Annotated in this window: 24 protein-coding genes; 11 read left to right on the top strand and 13 right to left on the bottom strand. The window is 42.1% G+C overall.

The window, feature by feature from the left end:
- The first annotated feature begins 4 nt into the window (after positions 1–4).
- Genes N475_RS08375 through N475_RS08365 form a run of 3 tightly spaced genes read left to right on the top strand, consistent with a single transcriptional unit; the run spans position 5 to position 4,231 of the window.
- Positions 5–2,398 (top strand): sensor histidine kinase, encoded by a 2,394-nt coding sequence (locus N475_RS08375; RefSeq protein ID WP_063365039.1) that lies wholly within the window; start codon positions 5–7, stop codon positions 2,396–2,398.
- Entirely contained in the window at positions 2,388–3,509 is a 1,122-nt protein-coding gene (locus tag N475_RS08370) for a hypothetical protein (protein ID WP_063365038.1), read from the top strand. Before N475_RS08375 ends, N475_RS08370 begins: the two co-directional genes overlap by 11 nt.
- Positions 3,506–4,231, top strand: coding sequence for a hypothetical protein (locus N475_RS08365; RefSeq protein ID WP_063365037.1), 726 nt, complete (start codon positions 3,506–3,508; stop codon positions 4,229–4,231). Before N475_RS08370 ends, N475_RS08365 begins: the two co-directional genes overlap by 4 nt.
- Positions 4,232–4,636: 405 nt before the next feature.
- Here N475_RS08365 and N475_RS08360 read toward each other — a convergent pair whose 3' ends face one another.
- On the bottom strand, positions 4,637–5,245 hold the full coding sequence (locus tag N475_RS08360) for a hypothetical protein (RefSeq protein ID WP_063355908.1): 609 nt from the start codon (positions 5,243–5,245) through the stop codon (positions 4,637–4,639).
- Between the two features lie 355 nt (positions 5,246–5,600).
- Here N475_RS08360 and N475_RS08355 point away from each other — a divergent pair, with 355 nt between their 5' ends.
- The gene (locus tag N475_RS08355; protein WP_063355907.1) at positions 5,601–5,822 is read left to right on the top strand and encodes a hypothetical protein; all 222 of its coding nucleotides are present in this window, start codon (positions 5,601–5,603) and stop codon (positions 5,820–5,822) included.
- Positions 5,823–5,889: 67 nt separating this feature from the next.
- On the opposite strand, the gene N475_RS08350 is transcribed toward N475_RS08355, so the two are convergent.
- Entirely contained in the window at positions 5,890–7,833 is a 1,944-nt protein-coding gene (locus tag N475_RS08350) for a phytase (RefSeq protein WP_063365036.1), read from the bottom strand.
- A gap of 434 nt (positions 7,834–8,267) precedes the next feature.
- Here N475_RS08350 and N475_RS08345 point away from each other — a divergent pair, with 434 nt between their 5' ends.
- Positions 8,268–9,176: a GGDEF domain-containing protein gene (locus tag N475_RS08345; RefSeq protein ID WP_063365035.1), complete on the top strand. Its 909-nt coding sequence runs from the start codon at positions 8,268–8,270 to the stop codon at positions 9,174–9,176.
- Positions 9,176–10,186: an AraC family transcriptional regulator gene (locus tag N475_RS08340; RefSeq protein WP_063365034.1), complete on the top strand. Its 1,011-nt coding sequence runs from the start codon at positions 9,176–9,178 to the stop codon at positions 10,184–10,186. The genes N475_RS08345 and N475_RS08340 overlap by 1 nt, the downstream gene beginning before the upstream one ends.
- A gap of 43 nt (positions 10,187–10,229) precedes the next feature.
- On the opposite strand, the gene N475_RS08335 is transcribed toward N475_RS08340, so the two are convergent.
- From N475_RS08335 to N475_RS08325, 4 genes are all read right to left on the bottom strand, one after another.
- Positions 10,230–10,829: a hypothetical protein gene (locus N475_RS08335; protein WP_063355903.1), complete on the bottom strand. Its 600-nt coding sequence runs from the start codon at positions 10,827–10,829 to the stop codon at positions 10,230–10,232.
- Positions 10,830–11,282: 453 nt separating this feature from the next.
- Positions 11,283–11,867 carry a hypothetical protein gene (locus tag N475_RS08330; RefSeq protein WP_063355902.1) on the bottom strand — a complete coding sequence of 195 codons (585 nt, stop codon included), beginning with the start codon at positions 11,865–11,867 and terminating at the stop codon, positions 11,283–11,285.
- 125 nt (positions 11,868–11,992) lie between these two features.
- On the bottom strand, positions 11,993–12,124 hold the full coding sequence (locus N475_RS26160; RefSeq protein WP_264373385.1) for a hypothetical protein: 132 nt from the start codon (positions 12,122–12,124) through the stop codon (positions 11,993–11,995).
- Positions 12,124–12,420 carry a helix-turn-helix domain-containing protein gene (locus tag N475_RS08325; protein ID WP_227008463.1) on the bottom strand — a complete coding sequence of 99 codons (297 nt, stop codon included), beginning with the start codon at positions 12,418–12,420 and terminating at the stop codon, positions 12,124–12,126. The genes N475_RS26160 and N475_RS08325 overlap by 1 nt, the downstream gene beginning before the upstream one ends.
- A 227-nt stretch (positions 12,421–12,647) precedes the next feature.
- Here N475_RS08325 and N475_RS08320 point away from each other — a divergent pair, with 227 nt between their 5' ends.
- The 4 genes from N475_RS08320 to N475_RS08305 all read left to right on the top strand — a co-directional run bounded on the left by N475_RS08320 (position 12,648) and on the right by N475_RS08305 (position 17,127).
- On the top strand, positions 12,648–12,926 hold the full coding sequence (locus N475_RS08320; protein ID WP_063365032.1) for a helix-turn-helix domain-containing protein: 279 nt from the start codon (positions 12,648–12,650) through the stop codon (positions 12,924–12,926).
- Positions 12,927–13,326: 400 nt separating this feature from the next.
- A complete protein-coding gene (locus N475_RS08315; RefSeq protein WP_063365031.1) occupies positions 13,327–14,511 on the top strand; it encodes a cellulase family glycosylhydrolase in 1,185 nt (394 codons plus the stop codon).
- Positions 14,512–14,819: 308 nt separating this feature from the next.
- Positions 14,820–16,811, top strand: a complete 1,992-nt coding sequence (locus tag N475_RS08310; protein ID WP_063355898.1) for a methyl-accepting chemotaxis protein — start codon at positions 14,820–14,822, stop codon at positions 16,809–16,811.
- 97 nt (positions 16,812–16,908) lie between these two features.
- Positions 16,909–17,127, top strand: coding sequence for a TIGR02450 family Trp-rich protein (locus N475_RS08305; RefSeq protein WP_063365030.1), 219 nt, complete (start codon positions 16,909–16,911; stop codon positions 17,125–17,127).
- Positions 17,128–17,135: 8 nt separating this feature from the next.
- Here the strand turns inward: N475_RS08305 and N475_RS08300 are convergent, their stop codons facing one another.
- The 7 genes from N475_RS08300 to N475_RS08265 form a co-directional block, all read right to left on the bottom strand.
- On the bottom strand, positions 17,136–17,720 hold the full coding sequence (locus N475_RS08300) for an O-methyltransferase (RefSeq protein ID WP_063365029.1): 585 nt from the start codon (positions 17,718–17,720) through the stop codon (positions 17,136–17,138).
- A gap of 18 nt (positions 17,721–17,738) precedes the next feature.
- On the bottom strand, positions 17,739–18,494 hold the full coding sequence (locus tag N475_RS08295) for a sulfite exporter TauE/SafE family protein (protein WP_063365028.1): 756 nt from the start codon (positions 18,492–18,494) through the stop codon (positions 17,739–17,741).
- Complete coding sequence (locus tag N475_RS08290; RefSeq protein WP_063355894.1) at positions 18,494–19,024, bottom strand: hypothetical protein; 531 nt, start codon at positions 19,022–19,024, stop codon at positions 18,494–18,496. Before N475_RS08290 ends, N475_RS08295 begins: the two co-directional genes overlap by 1 nt.
- Before the next feature lie 21 nt (positions 19,025–19,045).
- On the bottom strand, positions 19,046–20,785 hold the full coding sequence (locus N475_RS08285; protein WP_063365027.1) for an FAD/NAD(P)-binding protein: 1,740 nt from the start codon (positions 20,783–20,785) through the stop codon (positions 19,046–19,048).
- 44 nt (positions 20,786–20,829) lie between these two features.
- Positions 20,830–22,101 carry a pyridoxal phosphate-dependent aminotransferase gene (locus tag N475_RS08280; protein WP_063365026.1) on the bottom strand — a complete coding sequence of 424 codons (1,272 nt, stop codon included), beginning with the start codon at positions 22,099–22,101 and terminating at the stop codon, positions 20,830–20,832.
- Positions 22,094–22,879 carry an iron-containing redox enzyme family protein gene (locus tag N475_RS08275; protein ID WP_063365025.1) on the bottom strand — a complete coding sequence of 262 codons (786 nt, stop codon included), beginning with the start codon at positions 22,877–22,879 and terminating at the stop codon, positions 22,094–22,096. Before N475_RS08275 ends, N475_RS08280 begins: the two co-directional genes overlap by 8 nt.
- A 571-nt stretch (positions 22,880–23,450) precedes the next feature.
- Positions 23,451–24,521: a helix-turn-helix domain-containing protein gene (locus tag N475_RS08265; protein WP_162269592.1), complete on the bottom strand. Its 1,071-nt coding sequence runs from the start codon at positions 24,519–24,521 to the stop codon at positions 23,451–23,453.
- Positions 24,522–24,859: 338 nt separating this feature from the next.
- On the opposite strand from N475_RS08265, the gene N475_RS08260 reads away from it, so the two are divergent.
- On the top strand, positions 24,860–25,567 hold the full coding sequence (locus N475_RS08260) for a DUF2306 domain-containing protein (protein ID WP_063355941.1): 708 nt from the start codon (positions 24,860–24,862) through the stop codon (positions 25,565–25,567).
- Positions 25,568–25,672 lie beyond the last annotated feature (105 nt).

The following is a 25,672-nucleotide window of genomic DNA, read 5'->3' as shown; positions in this document are numbered from 1 at the left end:
ATACATGAAGCAAGACAATAGCTTAACTGATGATATTAAAAAAAAGCTTATAGAACAGCTCTCTAAAAATGATGTTGATGCTGGGGAAGTATTAACTCTTTCTACAAAGCTGTCTAAATTAGATAAGGAAAGTGTACGCTTCACAGTCGATGCTGATCATGTAAGTAGACTCGGGCTTGAGTTAGTTTCAAAAAAAGAAACGGCACTTTCAGAAATAATAAAAAATTCTTATGATGCTGATGCGGATACTGTAGACGTCGATTTTCACACTGATGGAAATAGGTCTTGGCTAGAAATTATAGACAATGGGTCTGGTATGAGCAGAGAAGAGCTCGTAGACGGATTCATGAGGATATCGACTAGCTTGAAAAAGAATGAGGAGTACTCGAGGAAGTATGGCAGGAAAAGAGCAGGTAAAAAAGGCATAGGTCGTTTTGCAACTCAACGTTTGGGGTTAATACTGACAATCTTCACTAAGCGTGAAATTGATGAAAGTTGCTTGAAAGTCGAGATCGATTGGAAGGACTTTGAGTCAGAAAAAGAGCTAATTGCAATTTCTAATAAAATTCTAGAAGCAACAGATACTCCATTTCAGCAGAGAGGATTTAAATCAGGCACTTTATTGATTATTAGTGAGTTACGAGACAATTGGACTGAAAGCCAAATAAAAAGAGCTTATCGTTACGCTTCTGGTTTATTGCTCCCTTTTCCTGTATCCAAAATAAATTCAAGTGAAAGCGAACATAAAGATCCAGGGTTTTCCGCTGTTATCAGAAGAGTTATGGATGGAAACGAAATTAACGTAGTCGATTCTCATGATATGTTCTTAAAGCATGCTCTTGCTGAAGTAGAGGGTTGGATAGATGAAGAAGGGCAGGGTTTTTGGCGGGTAAAAAGTAACTACCTCAAGTATGATTCCGGTACAAAAAACTACATGACTAAAACTCTTTCTCAATACATGGAGAAAGATCAGCAATCTATAGAACAAATAACTGTAAGCAAAGTCAGTAACGTTAAGTTTAAGGCTTACTATTTTAACCCTAAGGGTATAGCTCATATCCCGAAACTGCTGAGCTCGACAGTGTATGAGAATTTGAGAGAATCGGGGGGAGTAAGGTTGTATCGAAATGGCTTTCGAGTACTGCCATATGGAGAGAAGTTCGACGATTGGCTTCGGCTAGATTGGCATACCAAGAGCCGAACGATATTGCCACCCGTAGGTAACCAGAATTTCTTTGGGGTTGTAGAGATTAATCCTGATACTAAGGGAGACTTTGAAGAGGTGGCTTCTAGAGAAGGGTTGCTGGAAACCGATTCGTTCAATGCATTAAGGGAGTTCGTATCTTCGTCAATCTTATCGGCTATAGTTGATTTTAGTTATGCACTGGGACAGAGCAAAGTATTTTCTGGTGAAAAGGATTATGTGAAGAAAGACAGAGCTACGCTTAAAGATGCTCTAGAAGAACTTGCGGAGTCTATAGAGCAACTAGAGAGCACACCTGAATCTGAGGACACTAAAGCTCCGTCAAATGGTTCTTTATTTGACGAGAAGGCTACTTTACCAAGTGAGGGTGGTAGTGAAGGCTCTAGAGTTGTTTCCAATGAGCTTATTGAAAATATTGTTAAACAAACTAAATATTTAATAGATAAGACCGAAATGTATCGCATTCTCGCGGGCCTTGGGCTATCTATGGCCGAGTTTACTCATGAAGTTAAATTCTCAATTTTAAAAGTTTCAGATAACTTATCAAAGTTAAGAGAAAAAGTTCAAAGTAATGAGTTTTGCTCAGAAGTTGAGCAAGTTTTTTCCGCTATTGAGAATTTAAGATCTTATACATCGTTTTTTGAAGCTAGTTTCCAGTCATTAACAGATAAGGAGGGGGAACTAATCGATTTAAGAAGGTTTGTGAATGAGTTCATCGAAGCGTTAGCAGATACCAAACATGAAGATGAGCTAGTTAATATTAGCCTGGAGTTGAAAGGTCTTGATTTTATTTCTCATAAGGCACATCGAGCAAACTTTGATTCTGTCTTAGTTAATCTTTACTCAAATGCAAAAAAAGCAATTTATAGAGCTGGAGTAGCAGGCAAAATCCAAATAGAGTTGGAAGAAACAGAAGATACTGTTGAGATGACCTTTAGCGATAACGGCTGTGGAGTCGAGGAAGAAAATAAAAGTAAAATCTTTGATGAGTTCTTTACTACTAATACTCAAGTATATAGCGCTTCTGAAAACCAACAAATGTTGGGAATGGGACTTGGGTTAACCATTGTTCGAGAAATTGTAGAGGGCTTAGGAGGAGAAATCGATTTAATTGTACCAAAAGAAGGATACTCAACGTCTTTCTTAGTAACCCTACCTAAAGCAGACGAGAAGGATATCGAAGGTGACTTTTAAAATAGCTGTTGTCGATGATGAAGATGTAACAAACTTACTAAACAATTTGAATCTTAGAGGTTTGTCTTATTCACAAATAAAGCCATCATCTTTTCAAGATGATATAGAAAGTATATCTGATCAATATGACCTGATTCTGATGGATCAGAAGCTAGCTGGTAACATTGGCAAAATACCGTATATGGGGACAACTCTTATCCAAGAGTTAAGAACCCGAATGGCCGAAAATAAGCTAAAGCCAAAACCTATAATTTTGTGGTCAATAGCTGGAAATATAACAAGTTACCAAAATGAAAAGTCCTCTCACAACCTTGTAGATGCAGTTTGGAATAAAGAATGGCTACATCACGTGAATGAACATAAGCGAGATGAATGTTCCAGAAAAATGAAGACTCTTGTGTCTGGATATCGTTCTATTTCATCGTTTCTAGTTGATTACAAAGCAAATGATGACATGAAAGCAACACAGCTGGTAGCCAAAATTTTTGGTATAAAGCCTGAGTTAGTAGAAGGTTATATCCCGGAATCTGTATTTGGTCACTTAGCTAATAAGAATCATCACATCACTCATACTATTTCAAACTTTCTTATTAATGCGATTCTCCGATTCAATGGCTTTCTTATTGATGAACATACACTTGCAGCTAGGTTGGGGGTTGAGATTGGTTGTTCTGATTGGGGGAAATTAAAGAAGAATTGTTTAAGTCACTTCCAATTCAACGGTGTTTACTCTGACTTTTACTCTCGATGGTGGGCCTCTGAGTTTGAGACTTGGTGGTTAGAAAATGTGTCTCCTGAACATCCAGCAAATTTAGAAGCGCAAGATAGAGTCGAGTTGCTAAATGAGAAGCTCAGCTTATCTCTCGTAGTGGCAAAGCCAGCTAGAAATCATGTAGAAAGCCGATTTTGGTATAGTTGCGTTATTAATAAAATAGCAATAGATGAATTAGACAGTTACAAGGTTACGTCCTCAGAGCGCCGAGAATGGCAAGATCACTTTTACGCAAGTTTTGATGCAATAAACGAAAAGAAGCATAAAGAGAATGGATATGAGCTAGCGCAGCGAGACAAGGAGAGATTCCTAAAGCTAAGGAAAGAGAAAAAATTATGAATGAGTTGGAATTGTCAGACTCGCTACAAGATTTATGCGATATTCTAGAGTCATTTTTTGGGCGAGGTGTTAGAGATGTATCAGGGTTAAAACGAGCAATTAGTAGACTTCGTACACGAGCACGGAACCCAAAGCAAAAAAATTATCCACTAAACATCAATATCGCGCGTTTAGTATTTGACGTTCCCAACACACATAAACATACCTTGCCAGTAGGTATAACTGAGTCTACTCTGTCTGTCTCAATTAAAATGGGGTTTCGAACGTCTACAGTTTCATTTGATGCTATAAGTGAACTGAATATTGACTTTGAAGTTTCATCATATAACTCAGAAGGGAATACAGTAAAAAGCGCTTGGCACCTTGATTACCATAATGTAGTAGGTAATGAGCATTTTTCTCACCCTCAGTTCCATTTTCAATTTGGAGGAAAGAAACTTAGGGAGTCATTGCAAGAGAGTAACTCTCACTTGAATACAGGTGAATTATTATTGATGGAAAGCCCACGATTGATGCATCCGCCATTAGATCCTGTTTTAGCTATCGATTTTATTTTCGGTAATTTTCTGGGTGAAAATGCTTGGAAAGCTTTGAGAAATAAGAAGCCTTTCGGCAAGATCCACAAATTGAGTAAAGATATGTTTTGGAAACCTTACTATAGTGGAATTTCTGATTATTTGTTAAACCCCTCGGCTAAGACCTCCCTTGGTTTGCACCCATAAGTGGGAAAAATTTATAGTGTCATCACAGAGCAATGGTAGGTTTAACAAATGAAGGTCTTCAGCTCATTAAGGGAGGCCTTCTATTACACACAGTGAACTGTTGATTACAGCTCATATTAGTGACTCTGAAAAACTGACAATTGGATGAAGCTTTATTGTTTAATATACGGCAGCTCTAATGGAGGTTTCATTCATGGTATGAAACTTTATTTCTTAAGTCTCAAGTTTCAAAACCAAAATACAGGTCCTGCAGTCTCGGTTGGTATGAAACTTTTTTGCTAGTCCACAAAGGTTGTGGGTGAATAATAAAGTACTCTCCAACATTTGAAAAAGGCGCGCAAGCGCCTTTTTTGTATGTGAAGTTTAAATCTGTATATTTATCAGTATTCACGTACTAACGTTAATTTAATTGCGCCACTGAATTTTCACGGTGAAGTTTGAAAGGCGTGTATTTCTTGTGCGGCAAGTGTCTCGCGAGATGTACTGCGGGCAGTCGTTATTCACTGCTGGGTTGTTTACACGTGCACGTAGTTCTAATTCAATGTCTTTTAAAAACTGGCCATTTACAACTGCGGTTGTATCGGTATTTCTCAATGGAATGCCAGAACCTCTGCGATTGCCGCCGCCGCGTTTTAAAGTGGAATCGAACTTGTTGGTTGGTCCCATAAAGCCCATAAGTATTTCGTAGTCTGCGACCAAAACTGCTTCTTGGAAGGTGTAATCAACACTAATCGAGTTGATCTTAGCATTGGCAGGTACATTGTAATGGGTTATGCAATTGCTGAAAGGGAGTCTTGGTTTTGGCTGCGTGCTGGTCCAAGGGTTAGGGTAAAAACCATCTGTATAAGGGATGGTGACATTGTATGTGACTCTGTTGCCGTGTCCGTAATCACCGGGTAAAAAGTTACCGTCTTCTTTCACTAGGTTTAAGGCACATTCACCTTGGGCGGCCAGTGCTGATGCTGATACAAACATAGATACAGCGATTGCTGTCAATGCATAAACTTTTTTCATCGTAACGTATCCTTTTACAAGTTTATATTGATTTTCAGTTGTTTAGAGTTTTTTTCCTACTTGTCCCATCGCCAGAAGCGTGGTGAGACCTTCCTAACATAACCCAAAAAAGAGCCCAAGCAAGCGATGAGATCAATAAAAATCAAAATTTAATAAACAATTTAATAACAATTTTGGCGCGCAACTTTTACCCCTCTAAAAAAGCTCAGAATATTTATAAAATTCGCATATTCTGAGTTTTATTTCTGGTATTCAAAGCAATCAACTTGAATTCTTTAGGTCTTGAGGTGTATAAAAAATAACCGCCACTGGGTGGGAGTGAGCAAACCCATGGAAATAAATTAAGGAAAAAAGTATGAAATTAGCATTGAGTAAGAAAAAAATTAAAGCACTATCGAATGATAATAAGCGTATGCCATCGGATATGACGCCAAAAGTTGCAGGTGGTGCATATACTGAAGAGACTTGTGCCAGTAATTGCAATAACTGCGGTGGTGGCGGTACCAACCGCACCGCTGGTAATTATACGTGTTACACGTGCCGAGTGACCGACGCTTGCCCTACAGAGCTGTGCTAAGGGTTAACATATAATAAGGGTTGGATAGCCAACCCTTAACAACATTTAGTAGAAAGCAAGATATTGGTTAGTCTGCTTGAGTCAATTTTGTTGTGGCTAACCCTGCCACTTCAAGGACATCTTGCCAGCTCACATATTTAAAGTTTTGAGGCTTATCTGGTAAACGATTACGGCCATCTTGGATCACCAATAAACCTTGTGGGTAATCTTTTGAGTGCAAGGTCGTAGATAGCTCTAACCCGTCGGTTTCTGAGGAACCGTCAATCCCGTTAAATCCATCTAATCCCACACGAAAACCAGCCAGATGTTTGTACGGTGGTGTCGCTTGGTAAAGTTGATAGCTGTTGTTGCCTTGACTCGAAACTACAAGGATGGGGGAGTCTCCAGAGGACAATGCGATGCCCTCCACATCATCCACTAAGTGTTCTCCAACTGTGGCGATAGAGTGTGGTTGGCTGTTATCTGCTGGGTTGAGGCTGATGACCCAAATGCCGACATCTTCTTCACCAATAAACAGACGCTCGTGCACATCATCTGCCACGCAGCCCTCTGGCTGTGAGCCTAATTGAATTTTACGTACTACTGGGGCAACTAAATTGCCATTATTTACTTGCAGTTCGTACTGCAGTGTCAGGCCGTCTTTGTTGTTTGCAAACACATAATGTTTGCCTTGGTAGGTTGCCATACACAGACCGTAAATTCCTGTTAACTGAGCTGGTGTCGTGCCTAGGCGTCTTACCTGACCATCGGCTTCTATTGCGTAAAATGCCAAGCTATCATCATCACGTTTACTGGCTGCAACTAGACTAATCGTGCGCCCTTGCCAGCTAAAACCATCGCGTACGTCGACGTTATTGAGTCGTCCATCTTCAAATTTTTGCAGTAGGTTTCCTTTTAAATCATAAATTTGGAGACCCTGTTTTTTATGTGTGCCTAGTACTCGTGACTTTTCTGGGTCATTTGGGTGAACCCAAATCGCGGGGTCATCCATGGCATCACCAAATTGCTCCGCAGGCTGACTCTGTGCAATCGGGCGGACGACTTTTAATTCAGGGGCCAGGGCGATGGAGTTAAGTTTTACCTGTGCGACGCTATACTGGCCAGTTTCTTCATTAGTAAAGCTGAGTTGTACTTGCTGGTTGGTTGTGTGCGTTAAGTTCAACATCGTTGCTGTTAGCCCTGTTAACGCATAGCTTGTGGCGGGTTGCCAGCTATCTACTTTTTCCGGGGCATCCCAGTAAAGTAAATTGTCACCACTTTCTAATAATGCGAAAAGTTCGCCAGAATCACTAGTGGCAAGGCTTGAAGCTGGCTCAGCTTGTTCGCCATATGGTGCAACTAAAGAGACGGGATAATACTCTGGATTGTCTTCAATACGTGCTGGATAGCGCCAAATACCTAGCGGTTCCGTGACATACAAGTAGCCTCGGTTGGGGTCGACTGCGCACGAATCGGCATCATAAGGCAGTGCCAGTTCACGCAGTAATAAAGGCTCTTCTAACCAGCTTTGTTGTTGGCGCAGTAGCCATTGTTCAGCTCGGCCACGGCCATCAGACACAAAAATTGAAAGTGTTTCATTAGCGGGGTCGGCAAATAAGCAAAGATTATCTACCAGCAATCCTGTTTGAGAGAGTGAAAATTGTGGCGTCAGTGTGGCTGTATCGGCGTTCAATGAGCCGACAAATACTCTATCATTACTGGCTTCCTGTGCTGCGTATAACCATTGGTTAGTACTTAGCGGACTGAGGCGTACTTGCTTAAATTCGCCTTTTTGCTGTGCGCTAAGCGTATCGCTTTGATATAAACTCAAACCTGTTTTTTCAGATACCACCAAAACCTGATCGGCATTGGGCACTTGCCAGCTGTCGACGGCGCCTGCGGTCAACGTTGATGTGGATAGCGGCAGCGATTGCGATGTGTGAGCTGGCTGAATATCGTGACTTTGGCAGGCACTTAATGCTCCCAACAAGCCAAGCATCAGCGTTGTTTTATAAAATTGCGATTTATTCATGGTTAAATTCCGACGTAACTAAAATTCATTTTGTAAATACAGTCTCCATTTCCGCACTGCGCATGCTGACTTTAGCTTGTCGAAGTTGCGCTACCTCTGTTTTCAAATCGACAGAGAGCAAACTAGTGAATGTATGTATCTGCTGAGCGGCTACCTTAGAAACCCTGTATTGCAGTTTTATTTCAGGGTTAAGATACATGGCTTGGATGTAGACATTTCGTCGTCAGTTCGGACCTTTTTGCTGCATGTTGTGAGCTAATTTGTCGCGAAAAATAGGGCGTTAACGGCGCTGTGGGCGGCTTTGAGAAGCACAAAAACAGAGATCGCCACAGTAATGCAGCAAGAAGCCGAGCTGCTTTGTCTGGGTCTAAATAGCTCATACATTAAACGCTTAGCGCCTTAAAAGTGTCATAAAGCACGTCTAGGATGCTGCCATGACTAGATTATTCCCCAATCAAAAACAGCATGTTGTCAGTTTATCCATCACTTTGTTCGCCGGAGTGTTGCTGACATTGCTCGCCTTTATCATTGGTGATTTAGAACCTATGAGTGCCATCGACTGGATGGATTTTGTCGGTGAAGCTGCCGCTACGATCATGGCGGCCATTTGGTTTGTGTTACTGATGTTGTGCCGTCCCAGAGGCTGGGTAACGATATTATTACTCATAGGATCTGGTACTTATTGGTTAACAACTTGGCTTGACTTGCTCGATGAACTCCTTGCCTATCCACCAGATAACCGCCTACTTGCCTGGCTTGAATCCTTGCCTGCACCGATTAGTATGTTCTTGCTCACTTGGGGACTAGTTGTTTGGTTTAGTGAACAGCAAGCAGTGAATCGTCAACTCAAACAACGAGAGCATTTTCACCGCGAACACAGCTTAATTGATCCGGTGACACAGTTGTATAGCCTGCGCTATTTGTTGGTTCAGCTCAGCAGAGAGGCGTTACTACATGATAAGCGAGAGCAGCCCCTTTCAATGGTGATGGTAGATATTGATGGCTTTGCTCACTACAACCGAATACATGGCCCGCGCCAAGGAGACCAAGCATTAAATGAGGTGGCTGCGGCGCTTGAAGTGGCATTGAGAGATACCGATCTTGCCTGCCGCTATACCAGCGACCGATTTGTAGTGTTACTGCCAGACACGCCTCCTCACGAAGTGAGCGTGTTTAGTCAGCTGATGGAAGATTGCTGCAACAGTGCTTTAAAAGGCAAGCTCAAGGTCACCACAGTGCAGTTGACGCGTCAAAAAGAAGAACCAGAACAAGCCTTGTTCGAACGTTTAAATCAACTTTTGGTCAGTGCTAAGCGCAGCCAATCACAAACGGAGGTCGCCTGATGCAACGAAGTTTCGCTTGTTTGAATGACAAACGTATGCCCGCGCATTTCCTCATCGCTATGTTGGAGCTGGCAGAGCAGTACCGTGTTGAACCAGAATCGCTATTGCGAGGTTCGCAGTTATTCTTGGATGATTTGGCGTTTCCGGAGGCACAAGTTGCGCCCGAGCAGGCACTTTATGTGCTCAAAAAGCTGAAAAGAGAGCTTGCCGATCAGCCACAGCTGGCGATGGAGTTAGGTCAACGCATTGCTAGCGGTCATGGCCATGTGTTATTTGATCTGTGGCGTTATGCCCCTAATCTAAACGAAGCCCTGGCAGCATGGGCAAGGTCACAAAATCATATCGAAACACTGCTGCAACTCAATGTACAGCGCCATCAAGGTGAAATCTACATTCGGCTGACCGAGTCAGCATCTTTAAGCACGCAGCAAAGAAGCGTATTTGAACTGGCACTGTCAGCATGCCGCCTGCTGCTAAAGGAGCAATTAGGCGCGCAGACTTGGCTCAAGGTTGAACTTCCGTGGGCACAACCTAGCCATAATTTTCATTATCCGGTTTACCTTGGTGAGCATATTGAGTTTAATGCGCCGCGCTGCGCCATTATTCTTTCTGAGCAGGTTTTGTATCAACCTTTTAAGGAGGCAAGTGTACTGCGCTTTGCACAAACTAAGCGTGCAGTTAGATTGCACCGTCAAGCATCATGTTTGCTACAAGCGCATCTGCGCAGGTTGATCAGGCGTCGCCTCAGCGATCCTTGGAACTTAGACATAACAGCACGGTCTTTGGGGATGAGTCCAGCTACGTTAAAGCGACGTCTTAAGCAAGATGGGACCAATTTCAAACTGCTGGTCGATGAAGTAAAAGGGCAAGAAGCACTGCACTTGATGGCGCTAAACCAATGGAATAACAGTCAACTTGCCAGCAATATGGCTTTTTCTGACGAGCACAGTTTTCGCAGGGCATTTAAGCGTTGGACAGGGGCGGTGCCCAGTGCGTTTCGTTGTAACTAATCGACAGTTTTAATTGTATATACAAGAAGCTAAGTGCATATAACTACTTAGATTCATTGACATTCGAATAGGCTATTTTAGAAATCACTTCAGGTGTTACTTCGTCTAAGTCCCCCAATTTATCAAGAATTTCACACACTTCTCGGGAAGATTGATTCAATGCGTCAATGACTTCCTCTCCTAAGTCATCTTTCAAATTCTTTGAGTGGTTAATAATTAGGAAATTGCTCTGCAAATTCCTCACCAGATGATTAACGCCAGAAATGGTTTCTCTATATACCGTTATTTTTTCTAGCTCTTTTTCTAACGCAGCATGTCTGATGAGCTCGTTAAAGTACTTAATGGTGAGTAAGGCACAGGACCAAATGGCGAGGAGTGCAATGCCACGGTTAAACAGCACCTTCCAGAGTTCTCCACCACTGGGGGAGCTGAAATAAGCAATAACAGTGAATAATGAACAGAGCACGGCCAAAATTAGTGTGAATCTTATGTTTTTGGCCCACAAAGAGATGAGAATTGGAATGATATGGGGTACACCGCCCGCAACCCCCAACGGAATATGTGAGTCGACAGCAAAAACAATGCACATGGCCAAAATGGAGATCAGCATCACGAGGTTACTATTAGCATGTTGAGTGGTCATTTTTGACATCTTTCCTTAAAGGCTTTTGCCATAGGCGGTGCGGCAGCACACTCTGTAATGAAAAACTTGAACGACTATGGCGACTCGAGTGGTGTTATTTGAAATGTTAGCTTAATTCTAGAGCGATGGCGGATAATTGGTGCAATGTGAGAGGCACAGTGAGGATTGCAAGCGACATTTCTTAGCATGAAAATAGGCAGAGGCTTTGTAATTCAGCAATGTTTGAGCGTGTATTGATTAATATCAAAAGTATAACTGACAGTGATATGAGCCAGTAGGCACTGGCTCATTAAATGGTGAGCGATCAAACGAAGAAATCTCGCTTAGTTACGTGACTCGACTACGTTAGAACACGCTAGCTACCAAGGAAAAGGTCCTTTGATAGCTTTAATTATGTAAATAGTTAATATGTAATATTTCATAATTTAGAAATTAAAAAATGACCATAAAGTGTTAAGTAAGCTGTCTATTTTTCACCTTTAAGATCAGCATAGTTAGCAACAGACCACAGGCTATGGCCATCAATGCATAGCCATATATCTCGTAGGTGTCGTAGATAAACGTCAGTGAGTGCCAGCCCAATGCATTTCTTAAGGCATTTTCAATTAAGGCTAAAACATTCACAAACCCTGCGGCTATAAATAGCCAATGAAACAAGCCATCAAAATCTGTGAGTATGATTTTACTAGAGCTTGAGAACAAACGGGATATTTGAACTCTTAACATAAACAGCAAAACAGCTAGTAAATTTATTAAGATCTGCAACCCAAAAACAATAGTGCCAATAATGAGGAAGTTGTCACCCAGTTGCCCTAAGTTCACAAGTCCATAAGCAAATGTCACATGTTCAACTAGAGTAACTATAACGAGTATCATTGATATATGACTAATATTAGGCTCATTGTTAAATGTACCGAATGCATAGAAAAATGCTAAAACTACAATATACAAAAACACAACAGTGTTAGGGTTGTCTAATTTGATATAGAAAGCGGTAAGCGCAATTACTGTAGCAAATATTAGATGTACTAATTTCATAGTTTGAATTGCTTACTCTAAATTTCTAAATAATAGATACCGGTTAATATTTTTAATCGGCAGTGAGGGTTAATATGGCTCAATCTAATCATTAGGATCCCTTTGAGCTGGGTTAATTGAAATGCCTAATTTTGAATAGGCTGAGGCTTTTTTTCAATTGGTATCGTGGTCGCACATGCTGAGTGTGGTCGACTTGGTTTATATACTGAACCGCCAACTACTCCCTTCAGTAATGCCTTATCCAGAGATCTCATCATTATTCCTTATCCTTAATGTCTTCTTGGTTAGTTAATTTGTTCGATATATTTCTAATCTGTATCATCAGGGGGTTAATGTCAATTTTACAATAAGCCAGCCATTTGAAAAAATGACTGATCCTAGGCTCGCCTACCCCAAGCTCATAATTACTTACAGTTTCTCTGGTGATATTTAGCTTATCGGCCATTTGTTTTTGAGTTAAACCTGCTTTTTTCCTCATGGCTTTGAGGTCGTCACCGCTTATCACATTTGATTTCCTTATTATGCAAATATCAAAGTTTTTACCTACTAACACCTAAGTTGATCTAAATGACCTCTATCCAGTGCGTGTTGAGAGGTTAATCAAGCTTTGATTAGTTTGCTAAAAATGCTGATGGCTAGAAAATTTCTGATAAATAATCCTTTTTATAAAATTCGAAGATTTTTCCGCATTAAGCACTTTATATTATTAACAATGTATTTTCATAAGTAAATATGGAAATGAGTAAACACAGTTGATAGAGAGCATTGGCGAGGGAAGCGATGAAAAACAATGTAGTGAGAAGAAAGATAAAGGTGAATAGCCTAATGACGGAAGTGCAGCATAACTTACGTCGACTAAGAAAAAGAAACAAGCTGACACAAAGCCAATTGGGTGCAAAACTCAATGTAGATCAGGCCACTATCAGTAATTTTGAAACTGGTAAAACAGTGATGACCGTGGCCCAACTCTATGAGATGTACTTAATTTTTGGCGACGATTTTGACTGCCCATTTATTCATTATACCGGTCAGGAAAATAATATGAGTAACAGTTTCTAGTCGCACCACTGACTTTTAAACTTTTTCTATAAATAGTATATGAAGCGAGTTTTAAGATGTAAGTAGAGGTGCTTTATCAATATAGGCCATCCTAACTAATATTTTGATGTCCTGTGACTATCACAGACAAGCTTATTAGTTGAATTGTTTACTTTTTTCCTATCGTTGGAAAAAACACGCACACGAATGAATAGAATACATTGCGTTTCATGCAGCCGGTATATTTTATTTTTATTCAGATGGCCACCTTGAAAAGCAATTCATTCCCCAAAATCAACACATTTCACGCCAATAGTAATACTTTGCGATCAAACTTAGCTCTTTGACTAAGCATTTTGTGCTCAACCATGTATATCCTTATTAGGAACTAAAAAGTAAACAACATGTAAAGGAGACCGAAATGAAAGCGGTTTATTTAAGTGCAATAACACTCACGTTGGGTCTGAGTATTAATCAGGCACAAGCGGCAAATTGTGAGGGTGTGAAGGTTTATCCAGACTGGCCAAAATTAGATTGGCAGGGTAAACCGAGTCATGCAGATACTGGCGATAAAATGCAACATGACAATAAACTCTATCAGGCCAACTGGTGGACAAAATCTGAGCCTGGCAGTAATACCGCATGGCAATATTTGGGGCGTTGTAGTGACGGCACTCAAATTACACCGGTTGAAAAGTACGGCCAATTACGAGTGTGTGGCACGGGTCTATGTAGTGAGAAAAACGAGCGTATTCAGCTGCGTGGCATGAGTTCTCATGGATTACAGTGGTATGGATTAGGTAAATGTATGACAGACGTTAGCCTCGATGTGTTGGCGTATGATTGGCAGGCAGACATTGTACGACTGAGCTTGTATGTACAAGAGGGTGGCTATGAAAATGATCCAGCTGGGTTTACGGCACAAATGAATACCCTAATCGAAATGGCCAGTCAGCGTGGTTTATATGTCTTGGTGGATTGGCACCAACTTACCCCAGGAGATCCCAACTTTAATTTGGATTTAGCAAAACAGTTTTTCACCGACATTGTGACCAGTAATAAACATCGCAAAAATGTGATTTATGATATTGCCAATGAGCCAAATAAAGTCGAGTGGTCACAGATCCGCCACTATGCAGATCAGGTGATTCCGGTCATCAGAAATATTCAGCCTAATGCTTTGATTTTACTGGGGACACACGGTTGGTCAACGTTTGGTGCATCATCTGGTGGTAGTGTTCAAGATGTACTTAATGACCCGGTGAAATTCGACAATATAATGTACACTTTCCATTTTTACGCGGCATCCCACAAAGACTATTATCGTAGCGTGCTCGACCAAGCATCAGATGTGCTACCTGTTTTCGTTAGTGAATGGGGCACACAAAACTACGATGGCGATGGCCCCAATGATTTTGTCAGTGCACAGCAGTACATCGATCTCATGGCGCGCAAAAAAATCAGCTGGACCAATTGGAACTACTCAGATGATTTTCGCAGTGGAGCAGTGTTTAAGCGCGGCGCCTGCACCAGTCAAAATTTTTCCGACAGCCAACTCAAAGAGGCTGGTGCTTGGGTAAAAGCACGAATCAGTGAAGGGAAATAAGCGCAGACTTTGTATAAGGCATATTTACAATTAATTGCTGATGTTGTGGCTGTGCCTTATTAAAATACCATCACGAGGAAACGTCATTTAGCACGAGCATTGAACGAAATATCGTCTACAGTTTTAGAGTAAAAAATCAAATCAAGGCGATATTTTCCCTTAATTGGGTATAGGAAAAAAGTTTTAGTTATTTATTTTAATGTTTTCATTTATTTAACTAGTAAATAATGATTTTTTCTGTAAAAGTGTGAGCTGTAAATTATTTACAGTCGTATAAGTTGTGTTGAATAAAATATAGTGGTGCAGTGATGTTACAAGCAATTGCTCGATACGTTTCTAGTCATATGACTACCGTTGTGTTACTACCGTGCTTACTGCTAGGAGCGGTGATTTTTTATGATGTATCTGTGTCGGCGAAGCGGATGAATGACGCCTATGACGCAGAATATAACGCGTTTTTAAGCCACGCTGTATTGAGCGTGATCCATGAAACGCAAAAGGAGCGCGGCGCATCCGCCGGGTTTATTGGTTCCAAGGGAGCCAAGTTTAGAGATCAGCTGCGCCAGCAGCGAGGTCAAACAGACAGGTTCTTGGCCAAACTAAAAGAAGAACAAAAACACTGGGACTTAATGCCTGAAATGGCCAAAGAACTCGATGAATTCGAGCGTAAGTTTAGCCGCCTTTCCACGGTGCGTGGGCAAGTTGACAACCTTTCTATCCCTCTATCTGAAGCGTTAAAGTACTACACCGATATTAATCTAAAAGCGCTGCATATTGTTATCACCGCATCAAGGTTAAGTAATGACCACACCATCGCCTCTGAGTTGGTGGCAATATACAACTTTTCCAGTGCCAAAGAGTCTGCGGGTATTGAGCGAGCGGTATTGACGAATGTACTTAGTCGCGATGGCTTTACTCCGGCACTAAAAACTAAGCATGTGGCTTTGATAACTAAGCAGGAAGTCTATTTGGATGAGGCGCTTGAAGCGTCTCCTCTAGTAATGAAACGCATGTTTGAGCAGGCGCTAGATACCCCAGCGATACGTGAGATTGAGCGCTTTCGCCGCGGCGTAGCTGATAAAAACTCAGGATTTGGACTAGATGCTGAAACTTGGTTTAGGGCTGCGACAGAGCGGATCAATGCGTTAAAAGATGCAGAAGAAAAAGCACTGAACTTGGTTGATGAAACCGCAATTAAAATTCAGCAACATGCGGTGCTGATTTTAGTGATTGAATTTATAATTTTAGTTGTTGGGCTATTGGTTACTGCGGCGTTGTTTTTTGCGATTCGTTTGCGACGCCGCCAATCGAGTATGATTGCAGAAGGCATTGATATCGCGCGCTTACACAAGAACCTGGGCCACGAGATTGACGTCATCTCTAAAGACGACTTGGGGAATTCAGCACTCAATATCAATAACTTAACGAGGCAGTTTGAAGATGACCTCGTTGAATTTGCCCGAGTTTCTGCGCAAATTGCTGGTTCATCTCAAGAAACGGCAGCGGCAATTCAGCAGAGCCAAGAGAACCTAATCAGCCAGCAAACAGGTATACAGACTATTGCGTCGGCCTCTGAACAGATGAGCGCAAACATTCAGGTTATTGCAAACTCTATGAATGAAAACGCGGCAGCTGCTAAAACGGTAACTCAGGAGTCCTTGCAAGGGCAGCAAGTGGTTGCAGACGCTGTACAGGTTATTCAGCAGGCTTCTGATGACATGGCGCGTTCAGCTACAACTGTAGATGCCCTGAACGAGCGCGTTGGTAGTATTTCTTCTATGGTTGAAATGATCAAAAGTATTGCGGAGCAAACCAACTTGTTGGCACTCAACGCAGCCATTGAAGCGGCTCGTGCCGGTGAACAGGGGCGAGGCTTTGCTGTTGTTGCCGATGAAGTGCGCAGTTTGGCAAGCCGTACTCAAAAATCAACGGAAGAAATTGCAGCCTTGGTATCCGAACTCCAAACCAGCTCATCGGAAGCATCCAGCGTGATCACGCAAGGCAAAGAAAATGCACTGGAAGCAGCCGAGCGTGCAGAGGCTATTAAAAAAGCGTTAGAGCAAATCGTAGAACAAGCGCAGCAAGTAGAATTGGTGACAGAATCTGTTTCGAGTAACACGCAGCAGCAAAGCAATGCGATTGATGAAGTGAGCCAAAATATCACTGCCATTTTCCAAAAAGCCACTGAAAATGTCACAGGTGCAGAGCAGATCAGTGTCGCTGCAACCGACATTGCCAGCGCGGCTAAAGTGATGGATAAGCTGATTGCACAATATTCTGTGAGTCAATCGGTCCGCTAGACAAGTGTGTTGAGACTCAGACAGAGTCTCAACACTGGTTTTTTGATCTTTCGTTTGGCGTGGCACGTAACAACTTAAAAAATTTAAGATATTGGTTATGCAACACGCCATTACCCCCAAAAAATTACTCAACAGCAAATGGACATCGGTGAGTCCAGCGCATAAAGAGAAGCACTTTATTGTTACCAGCGTCGAATTTGATGAAGACGGTCGTGTGATCGAATGCATCATCGAAGCGGTGATGACGAATCGCGAGCAAGATATTAACTGGCGCGAGCTTAAAGACCCCAAAATGTGGAAAATGGGCTGGAAATAGCCCGCTTGTCACTGCGCTTTGTACGCGACAAATTCTCCTTTACCCACAGGTAACAAAGCCGTTGTGTAGTTAGGACTTTGATTAAAATAATGCATAAATGCTGCTAACTCTTGTGGATGGGAGGTTGCGTTGTCACACACTACGATGCCTGCTGGGCGTAGTAACCGCTCAATATCAGGCAAAATATCCATATAAATGCTGCGATCTGCATCGAAAAAAACAAGATCATAAGTGCTTTCTAAATGTGTAAGCTCGGCAGTGATATCGCCATGGATACTGTGAATTTGCACATTCAATTTTGCCCTGTCGATATTATGGCGTGCTTGTTGGTGTTTTTGCGCGTTATATTCAATGGTTGTGATGTGGCCATTGTTCGCAAGTGCGCTTGCCATCCATAATGTCGAATAAGCGTTAGAAGTACCTAGCTCCAAGATGCGCTTGACGCCACAGGCTTTAATTAAAAAAGCCAAAAACTCTCCGGTATCTTGGGTGATATTAAGATACTTAGACTGTTTATCAGATGCTTTTGCGTCATTCTCTTCTCCTAGTTTTGCAAGATCAGTGAGTAATTGTGTTAGATGGGCGTCAAGCATGATGTCAGTCCTTGTAAGTTAAACGATTAGGGCGCTATTTTTAACGATGACATAAGCGCCAAGTAAGGTAAGTGCTGAATAAAAAATACGTTGAAACACGGCTACGGAAATGCGCTTGCGTAGCTTCGCACCCACAAACATACACAGTGTCGCAGGTAACAAGGCAGCTACAGATAATGCGCTAGTTGAAGGTGTTAAAATACCTTGCCAGATCAAACCAATACTGAGCCCGAGCGACGAGCAAGTGAATAAAATTCCCATTGCTTGAATGAGTTTTTCTTTGGGTAACCCGATGGCTTGTAAGTAAAACACACCGGGTACGGCAGAGGATCCTGTGAGGCCGGTAAATACGCCATTGCAAACGCCAAGTAGGACGCCTGCGCGTGGCTGCCAAGGGGCACTAATGCGAGGTTTAAATTGTATAATGCCCAGGCTGCCGTAGCAGACCAGTAAAACGCCTAAAAGCAGCGACATATGTGTTTGATCCACAAACTGAGTCAACAAACATCCCAACGCCACAGAGATAGTCGCAAAAAAGAAAAATAGCCGTTGTGTAAGCCATAAGGTGTGCCAATATTGACCGCTGATCGCTTGCACAATGTTGGTAATAAAAGCTGGCAGTGCAACTAGGGCCATAGCTGGATGGATCCCAATGATGGCAGTAAGCAGGCCCAACACAATGGGAGGGAGGCCGAGCCCGACCACCCCTTTTATCAACCCTGCAAACCCAAAAACCCCTAAAATAATAGCGGTGGTTACATTGGTATATTCCATTAGGCGCTCTCTAGCGCATTCTCTGGATAGCGCGCCTCGACGCCGTGTGTTGCAAAGAGTTTTAATGCGATAAGGACATCATTGAGCTCTTCTTCATCTAGTACGTCAGGTTTGTTGGTGGCAAATTGTTCGACCAATGCCAGAATATCTTGCTTGCGATTTTCAATGTAAACATTGGTTTGTTGATAATCAAAACGCGTTGCCCCCTCTAGTAAGGCATCCATTTTTTTGTTGTTTTTCACAAACTCAATGTCAAACTCACCCAATTGCATGAGTACATAGCGACTTGGCGTACCCAGCGCCATGGCGTTGGCAAAACGGTGCTTGAGCTTAGACGGGATCTGAAACACCTCGCCAAGCGGTACATGGTAGATTTGATGCCTGTCAGGCAATTCAATGTTTATGGCGCCCTTGGCACAATAAATCATATCGGATACGGATTGATGAAAATGGTAAGGAACAGCTCTATGATCTAAATTGAACAAGCTGACGCGAATGCCATTTTCATAGTAAAACTCTTTCATTTCCATTGTTTGCTCCTTGTCATACGGTTAAGCATGGACGTTGTTTTGTTCAGTTCGTGTGTGTTGTGACTTAGTTTTTTGGTAAATATGATCGACCCAATCATGGGCAACACTTTGGGCTGCTTCGACAAATGCTGCGGCAAAGTTTCTTTCGTTTTGCCAATATCGAGTGAGTACGCCAAATGAGGATAAATAGGGAGATACCTGTGCCTGAAGGGTATTCGGGTTAGTTCGCATAGCGCGGTATGATTCATGCCCCTGTAACTGAATACCACCAGTTTGGTAACTTTGCTCTGCGTGTGGCCGCAGCTCACCCCGTGCAACTAATGACTTTACTAGGTTGTCTGGGTGGCGTTCCAGCTTAAAGCTTTGCCCCGCCGCTAAAATGATACCATCTAGGTTAAATGGCTCTGGTAGTTGACCATCAGTAACCACAATGTCCTTTGCACTCACTTTTATTGCATCCTTGTGTTCGTAACCGAGCTGACAACTAGACAATATGCCAGCTTCAAACAAGGCTATCAATTTTTGTGCATTGAGCAGCGGAATTGGTACTGCGGTGCGGATAAAGTGGGTGTCAAGTAAACTGTCGTAACGTTGTTTTTCATCGGCCGTTAAATAGCGATAAAACTTCATGCGCCTAACCCGCAATAACACGGTGTGGATCAGGGCGTTGTCATGGGGCAATGTGACATCATATTCAAGCTTTTCTAGAGCCGAATCAAAGGGTGGATGGGCAACTTCATACCAGCCAATCGCACCGCCTGAGGCAGTTTTTAATTCCATATCAATGAGATGCAAAATGTCGTCCAAGGCGAGGCGTTTCCCTTGTTTTTGCTCTAAATCGAAAAACGTATCTTCTGTGAGGTACTTAAACTGGTGCTCAATACGTTTGTCACGCACAGCTGGAAAAAAGCCACAGCGACTCAGCGCATGGATCTTAAGTTTAGCTGTGATTTCATCAGCTTTAAACGCAGTGACTTCGCCCTCAGCGTTGTAAATAAATTGGCCTGATTCGACCAGCGATAGGATTGCATCAATTCCACTTGGCCCCATGCCTTTGATGCCAATATGTTTGGTTTTTATCTCACCCTTTTGCGCTTGCTGATTTAGCCATTCTTTTAATTTTGAATACGGATAAGGTGAGGTAAGCACTCGGTCATCATATTTGTTGGTTTTAATACTGTTCCAGTGACCTGTGCAAAGCAATACCCTGTCGAACACCTGTGTGGTTTTATTGAGGCTTGCCGCTTGTCGAAATTGCAGTGCAAAGCCTTGTTCAGTTGATTGGCCATCAAGTACTTGGCAGTCGTTGAAGTGATGCAGTTGTATGCCATTCTCTTTGGCAACTAGACAGTACTGGTCAAATCGAGCTTTGAGGTATAGACCAAAAAGCGCCCGTGGATAAAAGGCGTCTTGATCTGGCTGCCACTGAGTGACGTCTTTTAATTCTGGATGTGTCACTTTGATCAGATCAGGTATTTGCTCAGCTAATTCAACCCGTTGCTCACATAACCAATCATAAAAGTCGTTGTCAAATAACGCCATCATATAGGTTTGGTTGTTGCACAAGTGAGTAGGTAACAGCTCTTCACGGCAATAGGGGTGGCCAGGCCCATTGCTTTTTCGTTGTTCGATGGTGACAACTTCGATATTGCGACAATCCAGTTTGGAAGCGACGAGCTGCTTCACTAAATGCACGAGCGCAGCTGTACCCGAAAAGCCAGTTCCCACAATGCAAAACTTAGTCATGTTTTTACTTTGCATGGTTATATTTCCTTATACTGGCCCAGTCTTCTGGGCCATTCTCACTACAGAGATTCTAGTGCCAGCTTAATGCGATTTGCGGCTTCTTCGAGTGTGGCTTTTGTCCGGCCACAGTTCATACGAATAAAGTGTCGCAATTGCGCACACCCTTCAGCAAAGTGCATACCGCCAATGGAGGCAACCTTGGCCTTTTCTAGGATAAACGCTTGCGCTGTTTCAAATCCTGCTGCGGTAATTTTGTCTCCATAGCTTGATAGATCGACAAAGATAAAGAAACCACCTTGAGGTACTGGCGCGACTACGCCCTCTATGGCATTGAGTAGATCGGCATAGTTTTGCAAATTTGCTCTAGAATCAACGGCGCGCTGGTGTGCCACTTCGTCCATATACGCCTGCATGGCTTCGTTGGTGGCCACTTGCGCATAGGTTGCAGCAAACGAATTTAGGTTTACTTGCACGCGTGCCATCATCGATATCAACTTGGCTGGGGCGCAAATATAGCCTGCTCGGTCGCCATGCATACCGTAGGTCTTACCCGGGCCTGTGACTATGGTCGTGCAGTCCCTTAACGCGTATTGGGTATGATCTTTGTCGGTAAATGTATAGGCCGAAATTGTATCTGGGCCGTCTAAAATATGTGACTCATATGGGCAGTCAAACAATACTTGGATCTCAGGTAAGTCGCGCTTAATTCGCTCAATATTGTGTTTGGCAATCACATCGGCCAGTTTACATTGTTCTTTGTACGAATAAATCTTGCCTGATGGGTTAACGCAATCTCCAAGGATAATCATTTTGGTTTGATCGGTTATCGCGGCTGCGAGCTGATCTGGTTGCAACCCTTGCTGATAAAAATCATCGACTAAAACAGGCACCATGGTCGCATCGTGCAGTGCCAGCATGTCGGCGTAATGCGGCCAGTTGGGAATTGGTACAATTACTTCATCCCCTGGATTAAGCAGAGTATGAAAAGCGACTGTGATCGCGCCTTTTATTCCGCCAGGTGTCACCATAACTTCATCGGCTGGAGAGTATCTTAATCCGCGCAGGCGAAACACGCGATCACTGATGGAGTCACGTAAAAATGCAAATCCAGTTACCGGCGCAAATTCATGAATGGCACGTGCATCATTGTGTATGAAGTTAATTACCGCCTCGTCAATTCGCTTGTCGGCCATATTGTCGAGTGTGCCAATACTGAGATCGATCACCTGTTGGGCTGAGTTGGCATTTATACTGGCTATTTTGGCTTTTGTACCATGAGTAATTGATTCCCTAAGGGCCAAGGCGGAGCGAGAAAATACGGAGTTATGCATAAATCTCTCCCTGCTCTTGGGCTTCTAATTGCAGAGTTTTTTCGTACATTGCGTGCCACATTTCTTCTTGTACTTTCAGCATTTCATTGGCACCAAACATAATTTCATTGAGATCGCTCTGTGACTGACAATTATTGATCACGCACTGACGAGCATCTTCGGCATGGCGCTCTTCCACACCATTATCGACATGGGCATTAAAGTAGATTTCCACTTTATTCAGATACTGTTCTTTATCCAGGTGCTCACGGGTTAGGCGGAAGCCTTCTCTAAATGCTGTGAGCATGTGATCTGCATGGGTTTCAAGTGCCATTGCAACTCCTAGCATTCTTTGATAACTATTTGAAATAAGTGATGTTACTCGCTCTCTGTAGGCTAATGTTTCTGGGAGGATATAGTGGCTGTTTTTCGCATCTACAACTTTTAATGGGTGTAAATCAAATTCCATCCCACCAAATAAATTTAACGCATTTTCCATGAATACTTCGTGGCAGTGAGCTTTATTTCCCATGCCAGTCTCTTCACCAAGAATATAAGAAAACAAAATTAGCGTATCCATATCATTAACTTCAGCTGCCCTTGCACACACTTGTGCAATGCCTTTTACCGTAAGCTCAGTCCGATAAAAGAAATTAGCCCGGAATAATGCATAGCTTTCTGGGCTCCATTTATTTTCTGCTAAATGTAAAAAGTATTTGTTTTTAAATATTTTGTGATTTTCTAGTTCGGTTAAAAAGGTATCTAACTCGGATTTTTGATTTAGATTATTTGCAGACATGTGTAATTCCTTTTTGGTTATTAAAATTTTTTAAATGGACAGCTGTTAATGCAAAAGGATTGCTGTGCGAAGAGTATTTGATCGATAATTAAGATCAAAGTATTAGACCTATGTCTAGGTTTTAGGTGTGAACCTTTTATAGGTCCGTGGTTGTTATTGAGACTGATTGCTATTAACAATTGGTTTGTGAGGTAATTTAAACGACTCTTTAAATTTTTAAACTAGTTAATTCATATATCTGGTTGTTTATTATAATTTTGGTGTTTTTTGGAGTGTGAAAATCAAAATTGATTATTTAATTATTTTAAAAGGTAACAGCCTGTTACTAATCTTTATGAGTAATAAGCGACGTTTTTTTATAATAAAAAGAAATATAATTGAAAAGAGCTCAAAATTACCTTGTCTATTTTTTGTTGCAAGTGGTCTAACCATCATGTAGTGAATAAGAATTTTTATTTTTTCAATTTTAGCGCCCAGCCAAGCCATTATTTATATTAGGCATGAATTGTGAGAGCACTGTGGGCTGGCGTGGGCAGTGACAATGTTGCAAAGAGATCACCTACAACCATGGCTATTCATTTGTATGATGCTGTTTCTTGTACTGGTTGGGAGTGAACCCCGTGTGCTTCTTAAAGGCAGAATAAAAGGCGGATTTTGAGTTAAAACCCACGGTCATGGCAATATCAAGTATGGTGTTATGTGTTGTTTGTAGGTACCCCTTTGCTTCGGTAACACGATACTTATTGATATAGTCAAAAAAGCGTGTGCCCAAATTCTCATTTAAGGTTTGAGAGATATAGTTTGGTGAGGTATGTATGTGGGCGGCTAATTTGGGCAGTGAAAGTGACGCATCTAAGTAGAGTTTGTCGACTTGCATTGCGTGCTCTATTTTTTGACTTATTTGGTTGGCTTGCGCAGGGTCTAAAGCACTACGACGATATTTTTGTTCGCCATTTTGATTGGCCTCTTTGCTGTCCATCTCTATTAATTGCGCGCTATTGTGAGAGGTTGGTAACGAATAGAGTTCAGCAAACCCTGGCTTTTGCCTGAGGCCCCAAAGTGCCAAACTATACACGACCAGTAAATACAAAAGTGGGTAAATCCGATCATCAAAATAAATTGGCGTGAATAGGTTATCGAGTACCAAATTGATGGCGGTAAAGACCCAAACACCGCCGACACTGATGATTAACCAACTCAACCAATGTAGCTCCTTTTGTTCTGTAGAGGCGAATACATCTTGTAATTGATTTCGATAGCTCTTAAGCCGTGCAATAATTTTGAAGACATACCATGCTGACTGGAGCACCCAGCCCATTATGCTTAAGAATGTGAAAATCAGCACACCATAAATGGTATAACGCATCATGCTGGGCGCTTGTTCGACGACACTGAGTTGCTCTGTCAATAAAACAGCATTTACATACTTGGTGGGTAAACACAGAGCAGTAAGAGCGAGCAAGCTACCAAATATAGCTGGGATAAAATGTTTAAACTCACTTTTACTAAGCTGCCACGGAGTTTGGCTAGTTAGACCTTTTGTATAGAGCCATAAGCAAGGAGAGATGAGCAGTAGTGCTGGTAATGAGAGTATCAGTATAGTGACCTGAAGTTGTGGCAATAGAAGCCTAATGGAAGGCATACAAATCACCATTCCGATGGATACTAGGCACAAACTTAATGGCTGGTAAATCCATCTATCTTGTGCGCGTAATAAGAGCTGATGAGTGCTAAACAAGATGATACAAAGCGTTGCTATATTAAGAGTAAATAGTATCGGCTGCTCACTCATCATCATGTTCCTTGGCTTTCCTCTAATATTAAAACAAAGTTTTTATATCATATAGTTAGGGGGGGTTATTGGTTCTTTATGTGAGTGCTGAGTCAACCAAATTAGTCCTCGCCAATAGATAAGGACGATTTTTTTAGGCGGTTTCTCATAATCCATTCATGTGTATCGAAACAAAGAGTGAATTAAAAATGACAGCACAATTGCAGCATACTAAACAAGATAATAAATTCAACTGGCCAGTGGTGATAAGCTTATTTTTGCTCACCGCAATTCCTGGCATACCGGCAATTTTTATTGTGGCTCTTGTACTTTTGGGGGATGGGGCCATTGCTGGCGTTTCACAACTGATCAATGCGCAGTATTTTTATGCGCCTGCAGCGATACTTACACACGGTAGTACGGGGGCATTGTTTTTTTTAACCATGCCTTGGCAGTTCTCACCACGTATCAGAATGCGCCGACCTATATGGCATAAAGTGAGCGGCCGAATCGCTGTGGTTTCTGGGTGCCTGATGGCCATGTCTGGGGTTTGGATGCATATAGCGCTGTCACCTGATGAACTCGGCGGCCGATTTATTGCCCTAGTAATTTTAAGTATGTCGATTTGTATTGCCTTTTCAGTAGCTGTGGTACATGTGGTAAAGGGGCGAATTGCCCAGCACCAAATATGGATGATGCGCGCAGTTGCACTCGCCTTGGCAGCAATTACACCACTTTTCACTGGCGCAATATTGCAGCTAGTATTTAGCGCTTGGACTGGTCTTTATGAAGTGCTTGCGGCTTTACACCATGACTATGATCGCCTGATTGCGATAGTCATCAATTTGATTGTGGTGGAGTGGGTGATTCAGCAAAAGCGCATACCTTGGCGAGAAGGCTCAGCACTGACACAATGAACATCGTGCTTATTTTCAAAATTAAATTGAAACTGATTTAATTTTAAAGGTTATTATCAAAATATTTATTATGGAATAGAGTGGTAATTCAACCAACACTAGACT

Source organism: Pseudoalteromonas luteoviolacea DSM 6061 (assembly GCF_001625655.1).
Classification (GTDB): Bacteria; Pseudomonadota; Gammaproteobacteria; order Enterobacterales; family Alteromonadaceae; genus Pseudoalteromonas; species Pseudoalteromonas luteoviolacea.
Note: the sequence above shows the minus strand (reverse complement) of the source record. Positions and strands in the feature narration are given on the sequence as shown.